At 58.0% G+C, this 22858-nt stretch carries 17 protein-coding genes; 6 read left to right on the top strand and 11 right to left on the bottom strand.

Annotated elements, in window-relative coordinates:
* Positions 1-25: 25 nt before the first annotated feature.
* The 3 genes from lipA to Poly24_RS24555 form a co-directional block, all read right to left on the bottom strand.
* On the bottom strand, positions 26-940 hold the full coding sequence (gene lipA, locus Poly24_RS24565) for a lipoyl synthase (protein ID WP_145101858.1): 915 nt from the start codon (positions 938-940) through the stop codon (positions 26-28).
* A gap of 104 nt (positions 941-1044) precedes the next feature.
* Positions 1045-1932 carry a cysteine peptidase family C39 domain-containing protein gene (locus tag Poly24_RS24560; RefSeq protein WP_145101856.1) on the bottom strand — a complete coding sequence of 296 codons (888 nt, stop codon included), beginning with the start codon at positions 1930-1932 and terminating at the stop codon, positions 1045-1047.
* Positions 1929-3533, bottom strand: coding sequence for an amidophosphoribosyltransferase (locus tag Poly24_RS24555; protein ID WP_145101854.1), 1605 nt, complete (start codon positions 3531-3533; stop codon positions 1929-1931). Before Poly24_RS24555 ends, Poly24_RS24560 begins: the two co-directional genes overlap by 4 nt.
* A gap of 642 nt (positions 3534-4175) precedes the next feature.
* Between Poly24_RS24555 and Poly24_RS24550 the strand changes: the two genes are divergently transcribed.
* Together Poly24_RS24550 and Poly24_RS24545 are read left to right on the top strand one after the other, a co-directional pair.
* Complete coding sequence (locus tag Poly24_RS24550; RefSeq protein WP_145101852.1) at positions 4176-5645, top strand: RICIN domain-containing protein; 1470 nt, start codon at positions 4176-4178, stop codon at positions 5643-5645.
* Between the two features lie 447 nt (positions 5646-6092).
* Positions 6093-7196 carry a DUF1559 domain-containing protein gene (locus tag Poly24_RS24545; protein WP_145101850.1) on the top strand — a complete coding sequence of 368 codons (1104 nt, stop codon included), beginning with the start codon at positions 6093-6095 and terminating at the stop codon, positions 7194-7196.
* Between the two features lie 422 nt (positions 7197-7618).
* Here the strand turns inward: Poly24_RS24545 and Poly24_RS24540 are convergent, their stop codons facing one another.
* The 3 genes from Poly24_RS24540 to polX form a co-directional block, all read right to left on the bottom strand.
* The gene (locus tag Poly24_RS24540; protein ID WP_145101847.1) at positions 7619-8011 is read right to left on the bottom strand and encodes a TspO/MBR family protein; all 393 of its coding nucleotides are present in this window, start codon (positions 8009-8011) and stop codon (positions 7619-7621) included.
* On the bottom strand, positions 8008-9150 hold the full coding sequence (locus tag Poly24_RS24535) for a metallophosphoesterase (protein ID WP_145101846.1): 1143 nt from the start codon (positions 9148-9150) through the stop codon (positions 8008-8010). The genes Poly24_RS24540 and Poly24_RS24535 overlap by 4 nt, the downstream gene beginning before the upstream one ends.
* A 66-nt stretch (positions 9151-9216) precedes the next feature.
* Positions 9217-10953, bottom strand: a complete 1737-nt coding sequence (polX, locus tag Poly24_RS24530; protein ID WP_145101843.1) for a DNA polymerase/3'-5' exonuclease PolX — start codon at positions 10951-10953, stop codon at positions 9217-9219.
* Positions 10954-11121: 168 nt separating this feature from the next.
* On the opposite strand from polX, the gene Poly24_RS24525 reads away from it, so the two are divergent.
* The 3 genes from Poly24_RS24525 (at position 11122) to Poly24_RS24515 (ending at position 15349) form a co-directional block, all read left to right on the top strand.
* Positions 11122-13533: a DUF1592 domain-containing protein gene (locus Poly24_RS24525; RefSeq protein WP_197452152.1), complete on the top strand. Its 2412-nt coding sequence runs from the start codon at positions 11122-11124 to the stop codon at positions 13531-13533.
* Positions 13534-13550: 17 nt separating this feature from the next.
* Positions 13551-14828, top strand: coding sequence for a DUF1552 domain-containing protein (locus tag Poly24_RS24520; protein ID WP_145101838.1), 1278 nt, complete (start codon positions 13551-13553; stop codon positions 14826-14828).
* A 161-nt stretch (positions 14829-14989) separates the two neighbouring features.
* Entirely contained in the window at positions 14990-15349 is a 360-nt protein-coding gene (locus Poly24_RS24515; protein WP_145101836.1) for an Hpt domain-containing protein, read from the top strand.
* 368 nt (positions 15350-15717) lie between these two features.
* Here Poly24_RS24515 and asnB read toward each other — a convergent pair whose 3' ends face one another.
* Positions 15718-17625 (bottom strand): asparagine synthase (glutamine-hydrolyzing), encoded by a 1908-nt coding sequence (gene asnB, locus Poly24_RS24510; protein WP_145101833.1) that lies wholly within the window; start codon positions 17623-17625, stop codon positions 15718-15720.
* 240 nt (positions 17626-17865) lie between these two features.
* Between asnB and ypfJ the strand changes: the two genes are divergently transcribed.
* Positions 17866-18747 (top strand): KPN_02809 family neutral zinc metallopeptidase, encoded by an 882-nt coding sequence (gene ypfJ / locus Poly24_RS24505; protein ID WP_145101832.1) that lies wholly within the window; start codon positions 17866-17868, stop codon positions 18745-18747.
* Between the two features lie 57 nt (positions 18748-18804).
* Here ypfJ and Poly24_RS24500 read toward each other — a convergent pair whose 3' ends face one another.
* From Poly24_RS24500 to Poly24_RS24485, 4 genes are all read right to left on the bottom strand, one after another.
* On the bottom strand, positions 18805-19251 hold the full coding sequence (locus Poly24_RS24500; RefSeq protein WP_145101830.1) for a hypothetical protein: 447 nt from the start codon (positions 19249-19251) through the stop codon (positions 18805-18807).
* A gap of 145 nt (positions 19252-19396) precedes the next feature.
* Positions 19397-20401, bottom strand: a complete 1005-nt coding sequence (locus Poly24_RS24495; RefSeq protein ID WP_145101828.1) for a DUF1559 domain-containing protein — start codon at positions 20399-20401, stop codon at positions 19397-19399.
* Positions 20402-21087: 686 nt separating this feature from the next.
* Positions 21088-21468, bottom strand: coding sequence for a hypothetical protein (locus Poly24_RS24490; RefSeq protein WP_145101826.1), 381 nt, complete (start codon positions 21466-21468; stop codon positions 21088-21090).
* Positions 21469-21762: 294 nt separating this feature from the next.
* Positions 21763-22767, bottom strand: coding sequence for a DUF1559 domain-containing protein (locus Poly24_RS24485; protein WP_145101824.1), 1005 nt, complete (start codon positions 22765-22767; stop codon positions 21763-21765).
* Positions 22768-22858 lie beyond the last annotated feature (91 nt).

The following is a 22858-nucleotide window of genomic DNA, read 5'->3' as shown; positions in this document are numbered from 1 at the left end:
GTCTCACGGAGGGGGCGAGTGGAAGCTACGCTTCGGCCATGTCGCGGGCGTGATAGCTGCTGCGGACAAAGGGGCCGCTGGCAACTTGCTTGAAGCCGAGTTTCTTGGCGATCTCGCCCAGTTCGTCGAATTCCTCCGGCGTGACGTAACGCTGGACCGGCAGGTACTTTTCGCCCGGCTGCAGGTATTGGCCGAGAGTCAGGAAGTCGATGTCGTAGGCTCGCATGTCGGCCAGCGCGTCGAGCAGTTCGTCGCGGGTTTCGCCGAGCCCCAGCATCAGGCCGCTCTTGGTTTTGATCGTTGGATCGAGCTCTTTCACACGACGCAGCAACTGCAGCGTCCATTGGTAATCGCTCTTGGGACCGCGAACGCGGCGGTACATCCGCGGCACGGTTTCCATGTTGTGGTTGAAAACCTCGGGGCGTGCTTCGACAACGCGGTCCAACGCTTCTTTGCATTGCACAAAGTCGGGAGTCAAAACTTCAACAGTCGCTCCGGTCCGTTCACGGACTGCGGTGATGCACTGGTAATAGTGGTCGGCTCCACCGTCGGGCAGGTCGTCGCGGGTAACGCTGGTGATCACGACATGTTTCAGCCCTAGTCGCGCTGCCGCTTCGGCTAGTCGTTGCGGTTCGTCCACCTCTGGCTTTTCTGGCGGGCGGCCGCGATTGACGGCACAGAATCCGCAGGGTCGCGTGCAGATCGCCCCCAGGATCATGAACGTCGCGGTTTTCTGCGAGTAGCATTCCGAGCGGTTCGGGCACTTGGCGTTATCGCAGACCGTTTCCAGTCGCAATTCGTCCAGCAGGCCCGCGGTGAAGTTGTTCGCGTTTCCCTTGGGGACTTCACGCTTGAGCCAGCGCGGCAGGCGACCGGAACCCGAGACGGGAGTGGTTGGATCGGGGATCGGGTCGGCGACAACTGGTAACCGAAATGCCATCTTTGAAATACTCTTGTGGAGGTTTTCTATCGTCGTTTTGATTGTGCTTCGCTGCAGGGACGCCCCGCTGCGATCGCTCTGAATCGCACCGGGGCCATCGCATTCTAGTGCTTCGGGGCGTTGCCGTCGAAGGGCACCCCTCGCTTATGCAAGCGAATCCCGTCGCCATGCCAAAGGATTTCCATATCTTGCGTTGTCCATTGCTCGCGGCCGATCGAAGGGTCGCCGACGACGAAGTTGCCGTTCGGGAGGCGACCGAAGCAAACAACCGAATGTCCAAGACCGGGGATCCAGCCCCAGTTCTGTTCGTAGCGCGGGTCCTCGACACCCGTCTTGGGCAGCCGCACCATCAGCAGTACCGGCCATTGATCGTCGATGATCAGCTGGTCCAGCGACGGGGGGACCACCTCGACCTCAAGGTCGTTGGCATCGGCGTAAAGCTTGACGCCACGATACAGCCCCAGCGAAACGGTGCCGCGATTGTCGGTCAAGCAGGCTGTCATTAAGTCGCTCTCGTCGACGTCGACTCCGTTGGCTCGCAGCAGCGTCGCCGCGGCGGCAGGGCTGCACGAGGACCAGGAGGTCTGCAGCGCCACGCCCTGGCTCCACGTGTTGCCGCCCGGTTGCGGTGGTCTCAGGATGAAGCCTTGTAGCGGCCAGAAGACGGTGCCGAAGGAGAGCAGGCCCAGAAGCCCCGATGCCAGCAGTTGACGCCAGTGAGGCGTGTTAGGCAGGCGATAAGCGAGTCCCGCGGAGATCGCTGCAGCGATCGGGACGACGTTGGCCCAGACGATCACTGCTGAGTGCGGGATGTAACGAGCCCACACGATTAGTCCCGTGCTGTAGAAGACATTGCCAAACGCCCCGATCAGCAGGATCGCCATCGCGGCGGTTCGCCACTGCCCACTGGGCTGAGGGGACCTCGCAACAAGCAGTCCCAGTGTGAGTGACACGACCAGGACGATGCCAATTGCTGTGAAAATGTCGGTCATGTGATGTTGGAGACCAGTCGCTCGTAGGTCCGTTCCGCGCTTTGCGGCCGGCCTTCGTTATCCAGTTCCAATTGATACAGTTTTTGACCGCAAGGCGTTGGATATTTTCCGGTGATGCAGGCTTGGCATAGATCGCTGGCAGGCAATCCGATCGCGCGGGCGATCGCATCGACCGGCAGGTAACGCAGCGAATCGGCTCCGAGTTCGCGAGCCATTTCGCGTTGCCCCGATTCGGTCAAGTTGGCGTTTTCGAAATAGCGCGGTGCGATCAATTGATCGATCGTGCTCATGTCGATGCCATAAAAACATGGGGCAACGATCGGCGGACTGGCGACGCGGACGTGGATCTCGCGGGCCCCACCCATCTCGCGTATACGATCCAGTAGGACTCCCATCGTCGTGCTGCGGACGATCGAATCCTCGACTAGGAGGACGCGTTTTCCTTCGAGCACTTCGCGAAGTGGAGTGTATTTGGTCGATGCTTTGACGCGCCGCGCACGTCCCCCCTCGATGAACGTTCGGCCGGAATAGCGGTTTCGGATCAGCCCTTCACGGCTGGGGATGCCCAGCTTGTAAGCCATCGCGTCGGCGGCGGCTTTGCTGGTGTCGGGTACGGGGACAACGATCGTGTCCTCGGGATCCAAAGGAACTTCACCCGATTCGATCTCGAGCCTGGCAAGCTCTTCGCCCAGTCGCGTTCGACTCAGATAGACGCTCTTCTCGTCCATTGTGCTGGCGACGTTGGCGAAATAGATCCATTCAAAGAAGCAGTGGGCTCGGCTCTTGCTCTCACAAAACGGTTCGATCCGCAAACCCTCTCCTGGGGTTACCAGGGCGGCATGCCCCGGAGGCAATGTTTTGATGTCATTGGGTTCGAAGCCCAGGTTCACCAGAGCGACGTCTTCGCTGGCTGCGGCGAACAGGCTGCCATCAAACGCGTAACACATCGGTTTGATCCCCAGCGGATCGCGGGCGACAACCATTTCGCCAAGCGCCGTCAGGAAGGCCATGCTGTAGGCGCCGTCGAAGTCTTTGGTCGCTTTGCCAAGTAGCTCGATCCAGTCGGGCTTGCCTTCGCTGTTGCTCAGCAGGCGGCCGACCTCGTGCAAAATGATCTCGGTATCGGTGTCGCGCGACAGGTGATGGTCGCCATCGGCCAGCAAGCGATGCTTGAGGATTTGATAGTTCGCAAGTTGCCCGTTGAAGCAGAAACTGAACCACTTTCGCTTATGGATGTGCTGGCGTTCGAACGGCTGGGCGTAAGAGCGATCGTCTTGGCCGCAGGTGGCATACCGCACGTGGCCGATCGCCGCGCGGCCGGCAAGCGATCGCATCATCGATTCGCTTTTGGCCCGATGGCTCAGCTTAAAAACTTCGGAAACGGTGCCGATGTCTTTGTAGGTTGCCAGGATCTCGGGCCGCTTGGGATGGAAGCTGGTCATCCCGGCTGCCAATTGGCCGCGGTTCTGGATGTCCAGCAGCATCCGAGGCATCAGCCGCGAGATCTGCGACGGACCTTGGTCCGGACACATCGGGCTAGGGGCCGTACGTGGAAGATGGTAGATCGCCGCAACACCGCACTCGTGATGTATTTCGCTCATCCAGGCCTTCGCCGTCGTTGTGCATTTTGAGGGCTCGCAAGTCGAGCCGTTCATAAAAGGGACACTATCGTCTTTATAAAGTCTACTCATCCACGCCGTTTCGGCAATTCCGCCGCATTGCTTCCCTCGCCGTTAATCCGCGCGCGATCGTCAGCAAACACGTGAATCGCTTGCCCGATCCCTATCGGCACAACAGGTTTTCTTTCCCAACATTTATGCAGATTGCGGCATTCGGTAGCCCAAATGCCGCCTCCCAGGTAGGCCGCTCCCTCGGCCACGCCACCCGCTCGGCGGCCTTGCGGAGGGTTGTGAAAACTCGGATTGGTGGATGTGGCGATCCGTTTTGCACCCCGCTTCGCCGCTCGCCAGCCGAGTTTGGCGCTTTGATACCAGCCCCGGAACTACAACCACGAAGCGCAACCAGACGATCTGAATACCCGCACGAAGCGCAAGTAAGTGGTCACGAGAAAGTGAAGGTGCGTCGCTCCCTCGCCCTTCCTGCGGGTAGATACCGGATCAAGATCAATCGCTTGCGTTTCGTGCTGGTAAGAAAATTCCGTGTTTGTCGTCCAGTCCCGTCGAAGCGGGACATATATAAAAGAGAGAAGAGTCGCCACGCATCCGGTTCCGATGGAGCTCACCATGTCTTTGCCCAGCCGCTTGATCTTCGCTGCATTATTCGTTGCATCGGTGTTCGCTCGACTTGCCCACGCGCAGACGTTCGACCTGATCGTGCCGGGATCCGATCTGCGATCGACCGCGCAATTGACGGCAGATCGATTGGTGATCGTCGATGCCACTGGGCAGGCATCAATTTATGATCGCGATCCGCAACTCGACGCCAACGGATACGCCGCCTATTCGAGCCAGGCGATGGGGCAAGCGATCCGCTGGCCGCTGCGTGGCGCGGGGAACATGCAAGTCGCTTCGTTGGCCGGGCCTTTGGGGAGCATTGCGTTTCGCCCGACGCAGATGGTCGTCTCGCCGCGCGGCAACGGTGGTTTCAATCCTGGCGTACCAGGCGTGTTCCCCGTCAACCAAGTTGGACCGCAAGCGGCGGGCAATCCCAGCAACGACCCTAAATCGGTGTACGTGATTGAATCAGCGCTTGGCCCCGGCTTGCTGCTTTCCGTTGCACCACTAGCTGGCGCCAATATGCGGATCGAAACGCAAGCCACCGGCGGGCAGAACGTCTTCTTTCGTTTGCTGCCAACCGACAGTGGTTATGTCTCAATCGTGCCGATGCAAGATCGGGGGCTCGCGATCGGGATGGCGACCGGCTTGGCCGGGAACCAGGGGAACGCTCAACTGTTCGATCGTCGGATGGGCGGTGGCGATGCGATGCAGTTCCGCATCGTCCCCGACAACGCTGGCTTCGTGACGCTTGAACTGCGAGCGAATCGCGATTTTGTCATCGACGTCGTGAAGCCACGCGGTGGTCGCCCTGCCAGTGTTGGCGTCTTCACGCGTCATGGTTTGCAAAATCAGTTGTTCCGCCTGCAGCGAGTTGGCGCGATGGGGAACCTGCCACCGGGCGGCGTCCCGCAGCCAGTCGGCAATCCCGTTGCGCCGGTGCTAATTTCGAAGACGGTCGAGCCGAATCCGCCGCTGACGCCGGTTCAGGTTCAATTATCGAACTCTCACTCCAACGAGTTGTGGGTTCTCGTTACCGATTTACGCGATCCCGACAACTTGCAGCGGCTGAAGATCCCGACGGGAGAGTCTCGGCCTGCGACGTTCGAACGCGATCCGGGATCTCGAGTTGTTAGTCGGTTCGAGGTTTTGCAGCCCAACGGAATGCGGGTTCGTGAAGAATCGGTCGTCGATTTGCCGCCGCAGCCGCTCTACGACATCAGCGTCTACGAGATGATACCGCAATCGGTCTACATCGATCGAACTCAGCCCGGATCGGCACCGGAGGTTCAACACGCCCCTCGAAGCGTTGGCTTTTTCCAAGTGCCAGCGACTTTTGAAGGGGGCCGCAGCGACGTCTATCGAGCTGCCAAGCGGCAGAACAATTCCGGCGGCGTGCGAAGGCTGGAACTCAAGGATTGGGATCAGGCCGATCCATTGACCGGCGATGTGTTAGATCGGGGCACCTCGCCGCGCTGAACATCATTGAGCGTCTGAACCGCAACGCCAGGCGGTGTGCTTGCATGGGGATTCCTTTGAGTGGGTGCGTGTCGCTCGTTGGAAGTGTTGTGTGTGAGGTGCTGCATGTGTTTTATGTCGTAGGCCACGTTCATTTAGTTAGACACGCCTCGCCTGCTGTCCATGTGTATATGAAAGTGTGGGATACCACCTTTTGGATCGGTGGTAGGTGTTAAAGCAGGCTGTTTTGAGACGCTTCGCTGATGCCATAACGTGACATCAGTTCACCTAAGGGCCGGTGTTGCGGGGGAGTTCTTGTCATTGCGTTTTTAAAAGTATTGACTCTGTATTTTTTGTCGCATCTAATCGGACAAGGCGTTAACGGATCGTTTCATCGACGATTCGCATCGCAATCGCGATCTAATCCACGCGCCTCTTCTGTTTCATCTACGTATTGGGAGTCACGTCATGCACTGTGTCCAACGTCCCCGTTCTCTTAAGACAGGTTTCACGCTTGTCGAATTGTTAGTCGTTATTGCGATTATCGGAATCTTGGTAGGCTTGTTATTACCCGCGGTGCAGTCAGCACGCGAAGCTGCGCGACGGATGAGCTGCGGCAACAACTTGAAGCAGCTAGGCCTGGCGCTTCACAATTATCACGACACGTATGGCAAATTGCCTCCAGATGCAATTTGGCACGGAAATGCAAAAGGGACCACGGCGGCCGTGGGGGACCAGCGGAATTACACTTGGCTGTGCCTGATATTGCCGTTCATTGAAATGAACAGTTTGCACGATCAGATCAACTTTTCGTTGCCAGCTGACACAACGTTGACCGCCATCACAGTGGGAGAGGAAACGGCGAAAGAGCTTTCGATCGCTGCCTTTTTGTGTCCCTCGGATATTCAATGGGAGATCGGGTCGAAGCCCCGTGGGTTCGGTGTCACGTCATACGCTGGCAACGCGGGTTGGGACGGGCACCGTAGGAAAACGAATGATATCGGTCGTGCTGGGGTCTTTTCGTTTTATGACTCAGTGCGAATCTCCGACATCAAAGATGGCACGTCCAACACGATTGCAGTCGGCGAGGTGACCACCGTTGGTTTGGCCAAAGCGTCCACGGTTCATCGTTCTCAAGGAGGTGCAGGTTACTTTCGGCGAACCAGTTCATCGGTGTCACGAGGTGCTTTGGTCGCATCGGGACCTTGGCACGGGCACAATCATGCCTGGGTTACCGCTGCTGGAAAAGGGAACGTGTTGATGGCCGATGGTTCGCCAGGGCCTATCTGGGGAGTTTACGGTGGGCCAAATCATGTCTGCCCTCCAGTCTACTGGACCCATCACGCAATCAACAATGAATGGGTTGGCCCAGGAAGTTTTCATGCTGGCGGCGCTCAATTCACGCTTGCGGATGCGTCGGTCCGTTTTATCGCTGAGACCATCGCGACAGGTCGGGGGTCTGAAGAATCTACCAATGGCGAGTATTGGAATACCGGCAAATATGGAAATCTCTATGGAGCGATGCACAGTATCTATGGTTTTGATGGAGAGGAGATTGTTCGTTGGGAGTAGTGCTCTCCGGTTGGTGTGAATCGTAGACGCAGTCGTAATCGAATGGCTGCGGAATTCTCTTGTTACCCACGTTTTTGAGATTTCGATTTTATGTTGATGAAGTATGTTGCGTGTGGTTTTCTCATAATCTCGTGTTTGGTCTGTGGTTGCGGAGGAGGCGGGCTTGGAGAAGCAACCGATGAACAGGCACAGCAGAGTATGGATGCAACCTTGAACATGGAGAGTCCTGCTAGGTTAGACCCGTAGTCTTCTGCCGGTTTGTCCGTATCTATGCGCTCAAGGGTTTCTATCGCTAGACGCCGGCAACACGATGCTGGCGTCTAGCATGGATGGGCTTGCAGATTGATTCGTTGTGTTAACGAGGGGACGCCTGATTGTGTTCTTGATGTGCGTTCGTGTCTGTTCGCGTGCCAACGCTGGCGTCAATTATTCCACGTGATCGCCAGTTGTAGCGTCGTCGCGATCGAAACCCAGATCAGGTACGGGATCTGCGCCACCGCGATCAGACGGTAGTGCTTCCAGATGGCGAACATCATCCAGAGAATCGTTGTCCAGACGATCAGGATGTCGACGGCGGCAAGCGGCAGATTGCGCAAGCCGAATTGAATCGGGGTGAAGCAGAGGTTGGCGACGAGGTTGATCGCAAACGGCAATGCGACAAGCCATGGCAGTCGCTTGCGAAACGCTTGTACGAAGACGAAGCCAAACGTCACGATGATCACCGGGTACAACAGTTGCCAGATCAGGCCGATCGTGCCGGGGGCGGGAGTCCACGAAGGTTTGTCCAGGCCGTTGTACCACTCAATCCATGTCATCGTGTCGATTCCCGTTGTTTGTAGGATTGGTGATCAAATTCGTCGCCGCTGAGACTCTTGATCTTAACCGCCATCGCGCCGCCACGCTGGAGGGTCAGCAATAGGTAGCTGTCCTCGCCCGCGAGGAACTTCGAATGGGGATCGCGATATTGGGCGCCGCTGCCGCTGAGCGAGCTGTTGTAATAGGGAAAGCCATCGACTTCCGCTCGCTCTGCAAAATAGCCGTATCCGGTGACGCAACACGTTCCGCGGCGGAACAGTTCGTGCCATTGTTTGTTCGCCTGGTTGCGAATGCTCGCGTTGCGTTCGTTATAGAGCGTGACAACAAATCCGGGCGGGTTGGCCATCTGTTGTTGGTACCAGAGGAACTGAGGCGAGGCTTCGTCGAAGCGGTGGCAGGTTTGCCAAGTGGTTCCGAAGTCGGAGATGTGATTGAAGTCCAACGCGATCACCCGCAGGTCAAGCTGTGGGATGTCGAAGTGCCACTTCCACTCGTCCCCCGGCAATTCGAAGGATTTGCGAAACGCGGTCGCATCGACATCGTAGACGGCTTCCTCGGGCGGCATCTTCCCACGCGGGCGAATCTGGCGGTCGTGATTCCCCAACGCCGGCATGAACGGTGTGGAGCGAAACAGATCGGGGTAGGCGTCGATCAGTGCAGCGTAGGGCTTCACGCAATCTTTGGTCCCCTCGCCGCAGGCTGGGAAGAGGTTGGCGATGTTGTCGCCAGCGGTCAGCAGTAGATGGACATCGTCGTTTCGGATCGACGACAGGTCGGGCTTGCTCTGCCAGTCGGCGACGATCGCAATCCGCAGTTCATCGCTCGGGTAGGCTTTGAAGGTGGCGTCCTTCGATCGTTGGTCGCCGCTGCTGACCGAGTAGTGATAGACCGCATCGCGATGTTCCAGCGGAATTTCGACATGATGCAGCGTCGTCGTTTCGTCGACTCGGACCGTTTTGTCGTAGTCCGTGGTCAGGCCAAAGCGAACGACCGAATCCCCCTCGCTCTCGCTCATCCAGTTCACAACGATGCGGCTCGGGTCGTTGCTCTTGTGTGTCAGCCAGATCCGTCGGATCTCGGTTGCGACGGCGAGATCGGAAGCGACAAACAAAAGCAACAGGATTAAGACGTTTCGCATCGGAAGACTTTTGGTGGAGGGTGAGGCGGCATGTTTCCGACGGCGCGTCTCGGCTGGCGTTGGCGGTTAGCGGTATTTGCCCATCAGGGGCTTCATCGCATCCCAAGACCTCGCGTTGGCGACGTGTTGTTTTTGCAGCCCGGCTCGCCGCGCTTGCAGGATGCCGTACTGCATCACGTCGAGGCCATCGATCGAGTGCGCGTCGGTGTTGATCACGATGGGGATGTTGTAACGGCGCGACGCCGTTTGGCAATGGACTTCATGAAGATCTAACCGAGACGGGTTGGCGTTGAGTTCCAGCAGCGTCGACGTTTCGGCGGCGGCTTGGAAAACCGCGTCGATGTCGACTTGATACGCTTCGCGGCGATTGATCAAGCGTCCGGTCGGGTGCGCGATCGCGGTGACATGTGGATTCGCGATCGCTCCCAAGATCCGATCGGTAATCTGTTCGCGACTTTGCCGTTGCCCATAATGCACGCTCGCCAGCACCCAATCGGCTTCGGCGAGGACATCGTCGGGCAGATCCATTCCGCCACCTTCCAGGATGTCGCATTCGATTCCTTTGAGGATCGTCAGTCGGCCCTCGTACTGCGGCCGCAGTTGATCGATCCGCGCCCATTGCTCGCGCAGTCGCTGCGGGTCCAGCCCGCGAGCCATCGCGACGCGTTGGCTGTGATCGGTGATCGCGATCGCGGTCAGGCCGCGGGCGATCGCCGCGTCGGCCATGTCGCCGATCGTCGCTTCGCCATCGGTCGCCGTGGTATGCATATGCAGGTCGCTGCAAATGTCTTTCAATTCGATCAGGTCGAATGGATCGCCACTTTTCGCCCAATCGAATTCCAGTCGATCTTCGCGCAGTTCGGGCGGAACCCAAGGCAGGCCGATCGCCGCATAGACCTCCTGCTCTTCCCCGCCGGCGATCGAATGCTCGGGATCATCTTCGCGAAACACGCCGTATTCGTTGACCTTCAGCCCTTTTGCTTTGGCCATGCTGCGGACGCGAACGTTGTGCGCTTGCGATCCGGTGAAATACTGCAGCGCCGCGCCAAACTGATCGGCCGCAACGACTCGCATGTCGACTTGGAACGCTTCGTCGACGCGGATCGAGATCTTGGTGTCGCCTCGCAAAATGGTCTCCTTCCGCGGCGGGAAGGCTTCCAGGTGATCCATCGCCGCAGCGGCCGGATCGGCGACGACAAGGATGTCCAGATCGCCGCAGGTCTCGCGGCCGCGGCGGTAGCTGCCGGCAAACTCCATTCGCTCGATCGCCTCGCAGCTAGATAGATGGGAACGCAGCCGAGCGCCCCAGCCGTCGGCATGGACCCACTTCTTCCGCTGGGCCGCCGCTTGCGCGATCGCCAAGCCGTCGAGGATCGTCTGCTGGCTCTTCTTGCCAAAGCCTTTGAGGCCACTCACCTGATCCGTTTCACAAGCGGCCTTCAGTTCGGCGAGGTTGTCGATCCCAAGTTCTTGGTGCAGCCGAGCCGCCTTCTTCGCGCCAAGGCCGGGGACGCGAGCCATCGCCAGGACCGAGGCGGGGAACTGTTCTTGCAACTCCAGCAACTGGGGCAGGCTGCCGGTCGCGACCAGGACGGTGATCTTGTCGACCAAGGTCTTGCCGATCCCCGGCACATCGGACAGCTTGCGGCTGGGATCTTCGAGGATCTGGACGACCGGTTCTTCCAGGTCGAGGATCGCTTTGGCCCCGTTGTGATACGCCCGGATCCGGAACGGATTTTCGCCTTTAAACTCCAGCAGTTCCGCCATCTGTTCGAAAACTTCGGCGATCGATTGATTATCCATTTGTTCCAGCACTCGTTGAACTCTATCGTATCGGCAGCAGGCCTTTTCCTCATCCTACGGAATTGCCAAATCCTTGCCCACGGGCAGCGTTTGAAAACGTCGGCCGAGCCGTCCCGTTCGCCTGCAAAATTTCCTCAATCGAGCGGTGCGGCAGGTATGATGACAACTATGAACATTCGAATCATTTGCCGTCGCTCGATCATCGCTTTGGCCGTCGTTTGTGGATCGCAGGTGGCCGTGTCTGCCGTCGCCGACGACGGGACTGCGAAGCGGTTGGCCGCGTTTTTGGATCAGCACTGCACTGCGTGTCACGGTGCCGATACGCAAGAGGCCGACGTGCGGTTGGATCGCTTGACCGCCGCCGATTCGGGAAGCGAGACGATCCGCCAGTGGACGCAGGTTGTCGATGCTATCGAATCGGGAGAGATGCCGCCGGAGGGGGAAGACCGTCCGGACGCTGCTGCGGTGAAGCGTTTTGTTTCGGAAGCCGGTCGGTTTGCGGAGCGGATGCGCGGCGAACAGCCGCTGGCGCTGCGACGGATGAATCGCCGCGAATATCAAAACACGGTCCACGATCTGTTGGGGATCGATGTCCCGTTGATGGATCTGTTGCCCGAGGATGGCAGCCTGCAGGGATTCGATAACGTCGCCGACGGGTTGAGCATTTCATCGGTCTTGATGGAACAGTACTTGGCTGCTGCGGCGGTTGCTTTTGAAGCGACGATACGGCGCGTACAGCCGCTGCCGGTTGCGACGCGTCGAGCCTATCTGATGCAGGTCAAAGAGAACATCGATTCGGTTGACAAGAAAAAAGGGGGCACGGTTGCTGTCGATGAATCGTTTGTGAAGTTCACTCCCGGTTGGCCTCCCGCTCGAATCGATCCCGCCCATCCGATCGAAGATGGACTGTATCGCTGTCGCGTTGCGGTTTGGCCCCACGATCCGGGAGAGCGGACGTTGTCGGTGGCTCTCTACGTCGGTTCGTTGTTTGGTCCCGATGCGCATCGATTTATCGGGATCTTCGATGCCACGGGCAGTTCCCAGCAGCCGCGGGTGATCGAATTTACGGTGCCGATGCAGCAGGGAGATACGATTCATATCGTCCCTCGGATCTGGCCCGAACACGTCACGTGGCGCGACAAGCACGAACCGCGTCCCGGCGTGGGGATCGCGTGGGTGGAGACCGACGGGCCGCTGGACCAAGCGTTTCCATCGTTGGCGACTCAGCGGTTGTTTGGCGATGTCGATCATATTCGGATGGAACCGGAGCGAACAATTTCGATGCGGCATCGCAAGCGAGTTCCGTGGCATCGCGTCGAATCGGAGCGGCCACGCGAGGATGTGGCGCGAATCGTTCGCGATCTGTTGCCGCGGGCGTTCCGGCGTCCGGTCGACGACGCCAAAGCGGAGCCGTTCGTTCAGCTGGCGCTCGACCGCCTCGACGCGGGCCGCTCGTTCGAGCAAGCGGTTCGCGCGGGGGTGACCGCCGTTTTATGTGCTCCTCAGTTTTTGTTGCTCAACAGCCAACCGACGGTTGACGATTTCACGATCGCTTCGCGGCTCTCCTATTTCCTTTGGTCTTCGCAGCCCGACCCGCAGCTGATCGATTTGGCGGCGGCCGGGAAATTAAAGGATCCCGCAATTCGACGCGCTCAGGTTCTGCGGATGTTGGCCGATCCGAAACGGGAGCGGTTTGTCGAGAACTTTCTCGGTCAGTGGTTGGATCTGCGGGAGATCGGCTTCACGACGCCCGATAAAAAACTCTATCCCGAGTTCGATCCGTTGCTGCAGGAAGCGATGCTTGGCGAGACACGCAGCTTTTTTGAGCACTTGATCGACGAAGATGGGAGCGTTTTGAATTTCATCGATTCCGATTTCACGTTCCTCAACGAGCGGCTGGCCAAGCATTATGGCATCGCCGGGGTGCGTGGGAACGAGCTCTTTCGCAAGGTCGCGCTGCCCGGCGACAGTTTGCGTGGCGGGGTGCTAACGCATGCGAGCGTGTTGAAGGTGACAGCCAATGGCACGACCACGTCGCCGATCCAACGCGGCAATTGGGTCTTGGATAACCTGTTGGGCCGCCCTGCCCCGCCGCCGCCTCCAGGTGTTCCGGCGGTCGAACCCGATGTTCGCGGCGCGACTACGATTCGGGAACAACTGGACAAGCACCGCGAGATCGATTCGTGCAACGTCTGCCATCGCCGGATCGATCCTCCGGGCTTTGCCTTGGAAGCGTTTGATGCGATCGGTGGCCAGCGGCAATGGTATCGATCGATTGGCGATGGGGAGAAGCTTGGTCGCTTGCCCTATCGCAAAGGGCCCGATGTGGAAACGGCGTCGCGGTTGGCCGACGGCCGCTCGTTCGCCGACTTTGGTGGCTACCGCCAACGGTTGCTCGAAGACCGCGATCAGGTCGCTCGAGCGATCGCGACCAAATTGATCGTTTACGCGACCGGGCGGCCGCTGTCGCTAGCCGACCGCCCGGCGATCGATCGCATCGTCGCCGCATCGGGCGAGAACTTGGGACTGCGGTCGATGATCCTGGCGATCGCCAGCAGCGATGTGTTTATTGAACCTTAAAAGATGGGAGCGTTCCGATGAGATCTGTTTTGCGACGACGAACGATGTTGCGCGGCGGTGCGGTTTCGATGGCGCTGCCGATGCTGCAATCGATGTCCGGCGGCGCTGCTGCCGCTGCGCCGGGGGGATCTGGGAAAGGGGATGTTCGCCGGATGTTGGCGATCTGCGCTCCGCTGGGAATCCACACGCCCTACCTGTTCCCCAGCCAATCGGGAACCGATTACGAAGTCACGCCCTATCTGGAACCGCTGCAGCCGCTGCGGGACAAGTTCACGGTGATCTCGGGGCTGCACCATCCCGATGTCGACGGAGGGCATAGCGCGGAGAAGAGCTTTCTGACCGGAGCGGCGCATCCCGGTCAGCCGAGTTTCCAGAACACGATTTCGGTCGACCAGTTCGCCGCCGAACAGATCGGTCATCAAACGCGGTTTGCTTCGCTGGCCCTTTCGGCCGGGCGATCGAGTCTTTCATACACGCGATCGGGCGTTCAGATCCCGGCTCAATCGCGTCCGTCGCAGTTGTTTGCCAAGCTGTTTTTGGCGGGGACGCCGGCGGAGCAAGCCGATCAGATCCGGCGGATCGAAGATGGGCAGAGCATCATGGATTTGGTCCGCGATCAGACGCGCGGCGTCGCTCGCCGCGTGGGACGTCAGGACAATCAAACGCTAGATCAGTATCTGACGAGTGTTCGCGAGCTGGAGCAGCGGTTGGTCAGCGCGGCGCAGTGGGCGACGCAGCCAAAGCCAGTCGTCGATCGCAAGCCACCGACCGACATCACCGATCGGGCCGATTTCACGGGGAGCATGGGACTGATGTTCGAGATGATCTTTCTGGCGATTCAAACCGATTCGACGCGCTTGATCACTTTGATCGGTGCCGGTGGCAATGAGGTGGTGTCGCTGAAAGGGGTCGACGACGGCTGGCACAACTTGAGCCATCACGGGCGGAATCCGGAAAAGATCGAGATGCTGGCGATCATCGAACGCGAGGAGATGCGGTTGTTTGGTGAGCTGTTGAGCAAGCTGGAAGCGGTTCGCGAGGGTGAGCACAGTTTGTTGGATCAGACAGCCATTTTGATGGGCTCCAATTTGGGGAACGCTTCGAGCCACAACAACACGAATCTGCCGATCATCGCCGCCGGAGGCCACTTCCGGCAGGGGCAGCATCTGCGGTTTGAAGCCGAGAAATCGCCACCGCTTGGAAATTTAATGGTCAGTTATCTGCAGCACTTGGGGCTGGCGGTCGATCAGTTCTCTAGCGGCGTCGGTACGTTGACCGGTTTGCAGCCGAGTTAGCCGATCGGGGCGAGTTGGTGTTTCGATTGGAGGTATTCGCTGGAGAAGAACCGCTTGATAGCCCTTGGTTAGCCAATCGAATCGGATCGCTTTTGCCCAGGCCGCGTGTTAGGATGGATAGTAGGCAAAAGGGAATACGGCGGTAGCGCCGCGAAGGTTATATGAGCGAATTACCAAAAGACGACAAGCCGTGGATCGATCGCCTGGGGGAATGCACGGGGAATCACCACGAATCGATGGTTGCCGTTGCCGAAGGCTTGGTGATGGAGCTGCCCGACGTTTCGCAGCGGTTGCGAGTGGCGATCGCTGGCGGCACGCCGAAAGAGATCGAACGCTACGGGCATACGCTGAAGTCGTGTCTTAAATATGTCTCCAGCGGAGACGAAGTCGCTCTGGCCGAAGAGATCGAACGTTGTGGCCGCGAGTCGCGCGTCTCCGACGCCGTCGCGTTGTACGATCAACTGCAACCGACCGTTCAAGCCTGGCAGGACCGAGTGCAACAATGGCTCGACCGGCAGTAACGAGCCTTTTCTTGATCAGCCTAACGTTTCGCCGCTGTCATCATTCTGCCCCCATCATTCTGCCAAAACTTACTTCGCTTCGCGTTCTGCGATGTTGCCGTTTTCCTGGGGCTCGCGTCCCAGGCTTTATGCTGCCATGGCTCCGCCATTTAGGAAGATCCGTGCGTTTGTATAGCGAAGAGGATGGGGGCAGAATGATGGGGGCAGAATGATGGGGGCAGAATGATGGGGGCAGAATGATGGGGGCAGAATGATGGGGGCAGAATGATGGGGGCAGAATGATGGGGGCAGAATGATGGGGGCAGAATGATGGGTGGCGAGATGTTCATTCTGCCCTTCTCTTTCGCTTCTCCGTTGGCGTTTGGTGTTTACGTCCAGCGGCGGAGCCATTTTTCGAGGATCAGCAGGTTCCACAATCGGTAGCCGTGATTCACTGCGCCGGTCTCGTGATCGTGGACCATCTTGGCGACGACTTCGGGGCGGAAGAACTGTTGATGCTTGGCGTCGGGAGCCAGCAGCATGTCGTGCAGCATCGGCCGCCATTCGTTCTTGAACCAAGCAGCGATCGGGATGCCGAAGCCCATCTTTTTGCGAGTCCAGATGTTTTTGGGGATCATCGATCCGAAGGTGTCGTCCAGGATCAGTTTGCCGCGTTTGCCGCGGAACTTCCATTTCACCGGCATCCGCGCGGCGAGTTCCACGACGCGGTAGTCGAGCATCGGTTGGCGGACCTCCAGTCCGTGAGCCATCGACGCGATGTCGACTTTCGTGCACAGGTCGCACGGTAGGTAGGTCATCAGGTCGGCTAGCGATGCTTTGGTGACGTCGTCCCGATTCCCCGACTGTTTCCAGGCCATGTGGAAGAACTCGAACGGATCGTCTCCCGGCAACTGCTGAACGAAGTCCTCGTTGTAGATCTCGCCCCGCAGTGCTTCGGGGAAGATCTGCAGCCAATTCATGAAGCGCCGCGCCGGCGGTTGGCTGATCGCGTCGCAGAACCGCTTGCCGCGGCGGATCAGGGAGCGCTGCCGCGTCGAATCGGGGAGCCGCTGGATCCACTTGGCTCCCAGCATTCCACGCATCGGCAACATCCGATCTATCTGGCGACTGATCCACAACGCTCGGTAACGATCGTAGCCGGCGAACAGTTCGTCGCCGCCATCGCCCGAGAGGGCCACGGTCACTTCGCGGCGGGTCAGTTCCGACAGGTACCAGGTTGGAATGGCGCTCGAATCGCCAAACGGTTCGTCGTAGTGCCAGACTAATTTGTCGATCACATCGACCGCGTTCGGCTGGACTTCGAACCGTGTGTGCTGGGTTCCCAGATGGTCGGCGACTTGTTTGGCGTAGTGAGTCTCGTCGAAATCCTTCAGTGGAAAACCGATGCTGAAGGTGCGGATCGGATCGTCGCGCTGCTGTTGAGCCAGAGCGACGATCAGCGACGAATCGATCCCGCCGGAGAGGAACGCGCCCAGCGGAACGTCGGCTTGCAGTCGCAGCCGCACCGAATCGGAGAGCAGTTCCCGCAGTTGCTCGGACGCCTCCCCCTGCGTCATCGGAGTCTCTTTGGCGAGATCGATATCCCAGTATCGTTTGACGCTCAACTGTTCGTCTTCGAAGACCGCAAAGTGTCCCGGAGGCAGCTTGTGAATATCGCGATAAATCGTATTCGGATGAGGGACGTATTGGTAGGTTAGGAACTCATCGATCGCCGACGGATCGATCTCCCGACGCAGCCCCGGCACCTCCATCAGCGACTTCAGTTCGCTGGCAAACAGCAGCCGATCGTCTTGCACTGTGTAGTGCAGCGGTTTCTGGCCCAAGCGATCGCGCGCCAGCACGATCCGGCGTCGGTTGCGGTCCCAGATCGCGACGGCAAACATCCCATTCAGATGCGAGAAACACTCGACGCCCAAGTCTTCGTAGAGGTGCAGGATCGATTCGCCATCGCTGGAGGAACCAAAACGATGGCCGGCTCCTTCAAGGCGTCGTCGGAGGTCGCCAAAATTGTAGATCTCGCCGTTGAAGACCATCCAGATCGAACCGTCTTCGTTGCTCATCGGTTGGTGGCCGCCCGCCAGATCGATGATGCTCAATCGCCGGAAACCAAGGGCCACGCCGGGGACGGGGCCCGACGGATCAGTCCGCATCGCTTCGACATGGGTTCCGCTGTCGTCGGGGCCGCGGTGGCGGATCGCCTCGGTCATCCGATGCAGGACGTCGGCGGAGATCGAGTGTTGCGGGTGAGTCCAAAGTCCGCCGGTGATGCCGCACATAAAGCTTTTGGGGGTGGTAGAGCAGGAACGAAAAGGAATTGCAAAAGGGGCGGTTCACCGAACGCCGCCATTCCCATTGTCGCGGTTGTTGCAACAATGGAAAGCCGCCCAATCGAATGCCAATGCGCAACGCTTTGGGTAGACTGGTTGGCGACGTATGATAACAACTATTGGCTGGCTGAGCCCGATGCTCTCTGCTTCCGGCGCAGCGTTTAGAAGAAACCTTTTCAGGATAATCCGATGCGTTGGCGTGGAAGACGAGAGAGCGAAAATATTGAAGATCGGCGAGCGATGGGGGCGGGACCCGCGGTTGCCGGTGGGGGCGGGCTGATGATTTTGGTCATGGTCGTGCTCGGTTTGATGATGGGGAAAGACCCGCAGCAATTGATCCAACAGGTGCAACAGCAGCAAGCCCAGCAACAGGCCGGTGCGCCACAAAACATGCCGGTCGAAGATAGCGAAGCCGAACGCGAGCTGAAGCAGTTTGTCTCGGTGGTGTTGGCCGACACCGAAGATGTCTGGAACAAGTTGTTCACCGAGCAGATCGGGAAACGGTATCCCGAGCCGAAGTTGGTCCTGTTCCGCGATCAGGTCTCGTCGGCTTGTGGGACGGCCAGCAGCGCGACGGGGCCGTTTTATTGCCCCGGCGACGATCAGGTTTATTTGGACATGTCGTTCTTCGAACAGCTGCAGAATCAATTTGGAGCCAAAGGGGACTTCGCGATGGCTTACGTGATCGCTCACGAAGTTGCGCATCACGTGCAAAATATGCTGGGGATCTCCGACCAAGTTCATCGCAGTCAGCAGGGTGTCGATAAGGTGGCGGCAAATCGTTTGAGCGTGCGGTTGGAATTGCAGGCCGATTTTTTAGCTGGCGTCTGGGCGCACCACGGCCAAAAGATGAAGTCCTTCTTGGACTCTGGCGATGTCGAAGAGGCGATGCGATGTGCTCAAGCGATCGGCGACGATCGCTTGCAGCAACAGATGCAAGGACGCGTCGTTCCCGATGCCTTTACGCACGGAACCAGCAGGCAGCGAGCCTACTGGTTCCGCAAAGGATTAGAGACCGGGCAGATCGAAGTTGCCAACGAGCTGTTCGAGTTGCCATACGACCAGATCTAGTCGATCGTGGTGCGTAAACAACTTGCACGCGACTTCCATCGCAGAAGTCGTGTAGTCCTATTTACCTGAGGAAGCGAGTGCCAGGTCGATCAGTTCATTACCCTCGACCACGTCGATCACCAGCGGTGACGTTGTGCTCGAAGCGTAAACCGACGGAATGTCTCCCTTTGCTTGCTTCCGTTTCTTTGGGGACATGTCCGTAAGCGCAATCGCGGCTGCAGGTTCACCGTTGTCAAGCACGTCGCCTTGACGAGCGGCATCGAAATCCGCATCCGTGATCGGAATCAAGGGTTCGCTAACCGTCACACGATAGCGGCCCGGTGGGCAGCCATTGAAGTCTTGAATTGCCCCAGGGACCATTGCAAGCAGCTGGTATTTGCCTTGGCCATCGGAATACCCCGAGGCACCGCCACCGGCAGTTCCTTCAATCGGTGTTAACGTCAGGCTCTTAAACGCGAGCGGCTCGCCGTCGAGCGTGAGCGTTCCGGTGACCGGGACACACATCGGGCCGGACTCTCCGCACCCTACAATCGCAGCGATGGCTACGAACAAGCTGGCTTTCAAATACTTCAACATCTGTCTCACCTGTGAACTTTTAGATTAGGCAAAGGAATAGGCGTGCTAGATAACAGTCACGCGTTTTAAAGGGTTATGGGAGCTTGACGACTTGTCCGTCGGCCATGACGGTCAGGTTCAGCAGGGTCGGCTTGTCGATCGTTTCGTTAATGAACTGGACCGAAGCGTCACCCATGACAAAGTGGCATCCGCCGGGATGCAGGCTGGCCGACGCAACCCACCAACTGCGGGCGCGGCTACGGATGGGGATATAAGGTGGGTTCTGCCATGTCGGATGGACCCAGGGTTGATGCCAGACGTTGATGCCACCGTTCGTTGCTGTGTAATGAGGGTCGATGCCTGTCATCACATGTCCGCGATAAGACCACGCAAAAGCAGCTCCATTGACATGGTATTTGGTCGTCTCGCCGACCATGAAGGTGTTGCTAAGTCCGTCGGTTACCTCGGCCATGCGTGTGTTAACGTCGCCACCAAACATTCGCTTCGTGGCGCTGCTGGTCGTCGCATAGCTGTTGCAGGTGCTGTATTCCGTGCCGCAGGTGACGATGAAGTCGTAGTTGGTTGCTGCTCCCGACAATCCTGGGCCTGGCCCATAATGTCCGCCCACGAGGCGTCCTTTAACGGGATTGCTGTCCGAAGGGCACACGAAAACGTCCAATTCGAGTTCCGCAAGCGCCGCATTCCCGTTTGCCACCGGGTCACCAACCAGCGTGCCGGTCGCTCTTTGGCCGGAACTACAAATCGCGTACGCCTCATCGTGGTTAAATTGATCGTAGACGTTTTGCAATTCGATGTAGGGGAGCAAGGCGACAAGGCCGTTGGCGTTCTTAATCTCCCCGTTGACTGCGTTTCCAGCACATCCACCAAAGCCTCGGGCTGAGGCGGGGAACTTTTGGTAGGTGTCTACATAATTGTGCAGGGCCAATCCAAGCTGCTTCATGTTGTTGCTGCACTGCATTCGCCGCGCTGCTTCGCGAGCGGCTTGCACTGCCGGCAGCAGCAGTCCCACCAAGATCCCAATGATCGCGATCACAACAAGTAGTTCTACAAGGGTGAACGCTCTTCTTTTGACAAACATCGGACGTCTCCTAAGAGGGCATGAAATTAACAGATCGTGATTTGCAGTATTCGCCTACGATTCTGTGCAGCGCCGATTTAAGTGGACATTAATTCGAGGATGAAAGGACTCTGCACGGGATGGAGTGGGATTGAAAATGGAACAGGCAAATGTCTCAAATGTTTTAATGTAAGACATGTGCGGCTTTCTGAATTTAGCAGTCTCTAGTCGGAGTAAAAGCTTTTTCTTTCGAAGAAAGGCGATGTTTTTTTGAAGCGTAATCGATGCATGAACGAAAGGTCATGTGTCGTGGGAATCAGTGGCTATTGAGGAAGGTGGGATGTGTAAAGTGTGTGGCTTAGGATGTGTTCGTGTCGCTTGGCGTTGCTGTCGCGTTTGCAAAATTCCATCGTGTTGTGGTTTGCCGTATTGCAACGTCGGGAATCGCTATGTTGCATTGATGTGCGTTGTTGGTGCTGCAATGTGATTTACGGTCGCGTTGCGGTAGAGCTTTCCCGTTGTGGTTTTTGTTCGTGAGGTGCTGAAAGCATGTTTCGCATGCCGAAGGGCCCGCATGCCATGCAAGTATGTTTCCGCGTTTGGTTTGGCGTGGAGTGTCCGTGTTTGTTGGTGTGAGTTTTGGATGGTCGTGGCGGCGGTGCCTTGTGTTAGGGTGTTTGTTCGCGTCTAAGGGCGTTGCTGCTTCTTCAGTCGGAGTCTTTTTCGTTTTGTTGGTCTCCTGCGGAACTCTCTTGGGTGTTATCCGTCGGTGGAGTTGGCTCGGGGATGGCGCGTGGAGCAGCTTTTGAATCGAGTTCGATCGTCAGAGGTTCGGTTTGTTGGTCGATCACAATCTCTAGTGGGGAAGTGTCGTCGGTTCGATAGGCGTCGGGAATGGTGCTGTTTGGATTGGGGGCGGATAGCAAGAGCGCGACTTCGGGTTCGCGGGGTTCCTCCGTCATCTCTTGGTGAACTGCTTCAAAGTCCCGATCGGAGATCGGAATCAATGGTTCCGTGACGACAACGTGATAGCGTCCAGGGAGGCATCCGGGAACATCCTCGATGGTATCGGACGTTATCGCTTTCATTAAGAACCGTCCTTGGCCATCGGTGAACGCTGCCGCACCTCGACCTGCCGTGCCTGGGGCCGGTGATAGTACTACGCTCTTGAAGGGTAATGGCTGACCGTCAAGCGTCAGCGTTCCCCGGACAGCAACCAGGGCGGGGCCTGTCTCCAGAGGCTCTTTGCCACAACCCAAGATTGCGACGAGTGTGATGAGCAGGCCTGTTTTGAAGTCCGTAAACATTGGAACGCATCTGCCCATGCGAAAGTGAATTTGCGACCGGGCCTCGGTTGCCCGGTCGCAACAAAACAGTAGGAGTTACGGTAATGTAACGACTTGTCCGTCGGCCATGACGGTCAAGTTCAATAGGGTCGGCTTGTCGATCGTTTCGTTGATGAATTGGACCGAAGCATCGCCCATCACGAAGTGACATCCGCCCGGGTGCAAGCTGGCTGCTGGTACCCACCAGCTGCGAGGTCGGCCGCGTTGCGGAATGTAGGGTGGGTTTTGCCAAGTCGGTGCGACCCACGGTTGGTGCCAGACGTTGATTCCACCATTGGCGGTCGTGTAATAGGGATCGATGCCGGTCATCACCCAAGCGCGGTACGACCAGGCAAAGGCAGCGCCGTTGGAGTGGTACTTGGTGGTTTCACCCATCATGAACGTGTTGGTAAGTCCGTCGGTTGCTTCGGCCATCCGAGTGTTCACGTCGCCACCAAACATCCGTTTTTCATTGCTAGCCGTAGTTGCGTAACTGTTGCATGTGCCGAATTCAGTACCGCACTTAACGATAAAGTCGTAATTGGTTGCGGCGCCCGAGAAGCTGCCGCCGGGACCGTAGGCACCGCCTACCAGTCGTCCCTTGGCTGGGTTCGGGTCGGACGGACACAGGAAGACATCGAGTTCCAATTCGGCGAGTGCTGCGTTGCCGTTGGTGATCGGATCGCCGACCACGGTGCCGGTTGCCCGTTGGTAGCTGCCTGGGTTTACCGAAAAGGCTTCATCGTGATTGAACTGGTCGTAGACGTTTTGCAGTTCGATGTAAGGAAGCAGTGCGACGAGGCCGTGTGCATTCTTGATTTCACCGTTCACCGCGTTTCCAACACATCCACCATACCCGCGGGCCGAAGCGGGGAACTTTTGGTAAGTGTCGACGTAGTTATGCAGAGCCAAGCCAAGCTGCTTCATGTTGTTGCTGCACTGCATCCGCCGCGCTGCTTCGCGGGCGGCTTGAACGGCTGGCAACAACAGGCCAACCAAGATGCCAATGATCGCAATCACGACCAATAATTCAACCAACGTAAATCCGTTTCTGCGATGCATCGAGAATAAACTCCAGGTAATTTTTGAGGTGGGTTCGGAACTGGAGCTGTCTGTTGGAGTTACAGGAATACCGGCACCGAAAGTCGTAGGA

The sequence above is a fragment of the Rosistilla carotiformis genome (assembly GCF_007753095.1).
GTDB lineage: Bacteria > Planctomycetota > Planctomycetia > Pirellulales > Pirellulaceae > Rosistilla > Rosistilla carotiformis.
This window is presented reverse-complemented; position numbering and strand designations above follow the sequence as displayed.